The 3,492-nt window shown below is 66.4% G+C and carries 4 protein-coding genes and 1 pseudogene; all 5 read right to left on the bottom strand.

Annotated features, from left to right (window positions below; translation table 11 throughout):
* A pseudogene (locus AC1D1W_RS20190) lies at window positions 1-221 on the bottom strand (FKBP-type peptidyl-prolyl cis-trans isomerase); the annotation flags it as partial.
* Between the two features lie 111 nt (window positions 222-332).
* On the bottom strand, window positions 333-1,697 hold the full coding sequence (gene pafA / locus AC1D1W_RS20185) for a Pup--protein ligase (protein ID WP_243177605.1): 1,365 nt from the start codon (window positions 1,695-1,697) through the stop codon (window positions 333-335).
* A gap of 1 nt (window position 1,698) precedes the next feature.
* A complete protein-coding gene (prcA, locus tag AC1D1W_RS20180; RefSeq protein WP_243177607.1) occupies window positions 1,699-2,406 on the bottom strand; it encodes a proteasome subunit alpha in 708 nt (235 codons plus the stop codon).
* Window position 2,407: 1 nt separating this feature from the next.
* Complete coding sequence (prcB, locus tag AC1D1W_RS20175; protein ID WP_476944638.1) at window positions 2,408-3,250, bottom strand: proteasome subunit beta; 843 nt, start codon at window positions 3,248-3,250, stop codon at window positions 2,408-2,410.
* Window positions 3,251-3,336: 86 nt separating this feature from the next.
* A partial coding sequence (locus AC1D1W_RS20170) for a ubiquitin-like protein Pup (protein ID WP_476944639.1) occupies window positions 3,337-3,492 on the bottom strand: 156 nt, incomplete at its 5' end.

The raw sequence follows: 3,492 nt of genomic DNA, 5'->3' as shown, positions 1-3,492 counted from the left end.
TCGGTGACCACCTTGACGGTGGGTTCCTTGACGTCGAGCGGCTTGGTGAAGTCGACGCCTGGGGCCTTCTTGTCACCGTTCTCAGTCAATTTGACCGAGTCCAGCTTGGCGGTCTCACCCGCGGACTGGCTGGTGGGTTCCGGAGCCGGAGGCGCTTCGCTGCCGCCGCAGGCGGTCAGCAGCAGCAGTCCGGGAAGAAGAATTGCTAGTAGTCGGCGCAATTGGAAACTTTCGTCGAGGCAGGGTGGACTCAATGCCGTTCGGTTTCCCGTGGCAAAGAAAGCGGCGGCCGCAGGGCGGCCCTACCCCAGAATAACGTGCGAAGCTGGGTATCAGCCCATCGAGTCCAGCAGCGCATCCACCCGTTCGTCCACGCTCCGGAAGGGATCCTTGCACAGAATGGTCTGGTGGGCGCGGTCGTTCAGCTTCAGATGGACCCAGTCCACGGTGTAGTCGCGGCCGAGTTCCTGGGCGCGCCGGACGAAGTCGCCGCGGAGTTTGGCGCGCGTGGTCTGCGGCGGGGCATCCACCGCGTCCTTGACCGCGGTGTCGTCCACCACCCGGCGCACGGCCCCGCGGGCCTGGAGCAGGTAGAAGAGGCCGCGGCCACGGGAAATGTCGTGGTAGGTCAGGTCCAGCTGCGCAATCCTGGGAGCGTCAAGGCCCAGCCCGTGCCGTACCCGGTAGTTGTCCATGAGCTTCTTCTTGATGGCCCAGTCCACTTCGGTATCGATCGTGCTCGTGTCGCCGCTTTCGATGGCGTCCAGCGTGCGCTCCCAGAGGTCCAGGATCAGCGGCACGTGGGGGTTGTGCGCGCCGTGTTCGGCCACGAACGCGGTCACCTTGCCCAGGTATTCGCGCTGGATTTCCAGGGCCGTGAGCTGCCGGCCGTTGGCGAGCCGGACCAGCGCCCGGCCGCTGAGGTCGTGGGAGATTTCCCGGATGCTGCGGATCGGGTTCTCCATCCGCATGTCGCGCATGATCACCCCGGCCTCGATCATCCGCAGGATCAGGTCCACCGTGCCGATCTTGAGCAGCGCCGTTGTTTCGGACATGTTGGAGTCGCCCACGATCACGTGCAGGCGCCGGTAGAACTCGGCGTCCGCGTGCGGCTCGTCCCGGGTGTTGATGATGGGCCTGGAGCGGGTGGTGGCGGAGGAGACGCCTTCCCAGATGTGGTCGGCCCGCTGGGAGAACGCGAAGGTCGCCCCGTGCGGGGTCTTGAGGATCTTGCCGGCCCCGGCGATCAACTGGCGGGTCACGAGGAACGGGATGAGGATTTCCGCGAGCCGGGAAAATTCGCCGCGCCGCGGGATGAGGTAGTTTTCGTGGCTGCCGTAGGAGTTCCCGGCCGAGTCTGTGTTGTTCTTGAACAGGTATACGGTGCCGTTGAATCCCTCCGCCGCCAGCCGTTCCTGGGCTTCGTCTACGAGGTCGCACAGGATCAGCTCCCCGGCACGGTCATGGGCTATCAGCTGGGCGAGGTCGTCGCACTCGGCGGTGGCGTATTCCGGGTGCGACCCGACGTCCAGGTAAAGGCGCGAGCCGTTGGTCAGGAAGACGTTGGAGGACCGTCCCCAGCTGACCACCTTGCGGAAGAGGTAGCGGGCTACTTCCTCCGGTGCCAGCGGCCGGGACTCCGGGCTTGAATAGGAAATTCCGAATTCGGTTTCGATGCCGAATATGCGCTTGTCCATCTCACTTCTCCTCAGCCAGCAATGCCACGATGTCCGGGTCCTCGAGCCGGCGGAACGCCCGGCGGGTGCCGCGGCCGCTTTCCGATGCCCGGTCCAGTACCGCAACTTCCAGTGCGGATACGGGCAGGGTGGTGGTTTCCTTGTCCGCCACGAGCCCGGCGAGGGCCAGCCGGATGGCGCCCGCGAAGTCGAGTTCGCCCTGCCAGCCCGCCGCGACAGCCTCGGAGACCTTGTCCGCCTGGCCGCCCATCACAATAAAGCCGTGCTCGTCGGCGATGGACCCGTCAAAGGTCAGCCGGTACAGATGGTCCGCCTCCTGGGCCTGGCCGACTTCGGCCACGGCCAGTTCGACCTCGAAGGGTTTCTGTTCGGCCGTAAACACCGCGCCGAGGCTTTGTGCGTACACGCTGGCGAGGCCGCGGGCTGTGACGTCCTCGCGGTCGTAGGAATAGCCCCGGACATCGGCATACCGCACCCCGGCTTGCCGCAGGCTCTCAAACTCGTTGTACTTCCCGACGGCCGCGAACGCGATTTTGTCGTAGATCTCGCCGATCTTGTGCAGCGACGGGGACGCGTTCTCCGCCACGAGGGCGATCCCGTCCCGGCAACTGATGACCACCACCGAACGTCCGCGGGCGATGCCCTTCCGTGCGAAATCCGCACGGTCCTTCATCAGTTGTTCGGGAGATACATAGAACTGCTGGGTCATCTCAGGCCTCCCGCTGGGCGACGGTGCGGGATTCGATGACGCGGCCGGCCACGGCGGCAAGGTCGCGGTCCGGGATCCGGAAGGCGCCTGTCCGGTTCACGATGTACACCACCGGCCATAGCTGCCGGACGGGGTCCGGCCCGCCTGTGGCGGAGTCGTCGTCGGCGGCGTCGTACAGGGCCTCGACGGCGACCGCCACGGCGTCCTGCTCCGAGAGGCCGGGACGCCAGAGTTTCTTCAGCGCGCCGCGGGCGAACATCGAACCGGATCCCACCGCGTGGTGCTCCTGTTCCTCGTAGCGGCCGCCCGTGACGTCGTAGGAGAAGAGCCGGCCGAAACCTGCGGGCCGGTCGAATCCCGCGAACAGGGGCACGACGGCGAGGCCCTGCATGGCCATGGGCAGGTTGCCGCGGACCATGGCGCCGAGCCGGTTCGCTTTCCCGTCCAGGCTCAGGAGGGTGCCCTCGATCTTCTCGTAGTGTTCGAGTTCAACCTGGAACAGCCTGGTGATGTCCAGGGCGATGCCGGCGGTCCCGGCAATGCCCAGCACTGAATACTGGTCGGCGGGAAAGACCTTCTCGATGTGCCGGCTCGCGATCACGTTGCCCATGGTGGCGCGGCGGTCCCCGGCCATCAGCACGCCCCCGGCGTAGGTCATCGCCACGATCGTGGTCCCGTGCGGGGCCTGCAGCGATGCTCCTGGCTGGCTGGCGTGCCCGCCGGCGGGCAACTGGTTGAAAGGCACTTGGCCGAAGGGCATCAAATCGGGCCGTTCGCGCTGCAGATGCTCGGTGAATGAGGACGTCGCGTTGGCTGCTACTCGGTTGGCTGTTGTTTCCTGCACTAACGCTCTCCCTCAACGTGGTGGATCAACGACTCTTCCGGCCCTTAGCCCCTCCCGCCGCCCTCATCCGGCGGCCGGCGGCGCTCCTACTGGCCGCCCTTTTGGACGAATGCGCGCACGAATTCCTCGGCGTTGGACTCCAGCACGCCGTCGATCTCATCGAGGAGATCATCGACGCCCTGGGTGGCTGCCGACGCCTGGGCGTCCGCCGGGGCCGGCGGCGCGGCGGGGACGTCCTCGTC

This window comes from Arthrobacter sp. P1_B4 (genome assembly GCF_056406555.1).
Note: the sequence above shows the minus strand (reverse complement) of the source record. Positions and strands in the feature narration are given on the sequence as shown.

Coding starts and splice junctions, on each gene's coding strand:
- prcA (WP_243177607.1), bottom strand. CDS start 2,406: ATGACCCAGCAGTTCTATGTATCTCCCGAACAACTGATGAAGGACCGT.
- pafA (WP_243177605.1), bottom strand. CDS start 1,697: ATGGACAAGCGCATATTCGGCATCGAAACCGAATTCGGAATTTCCTAT.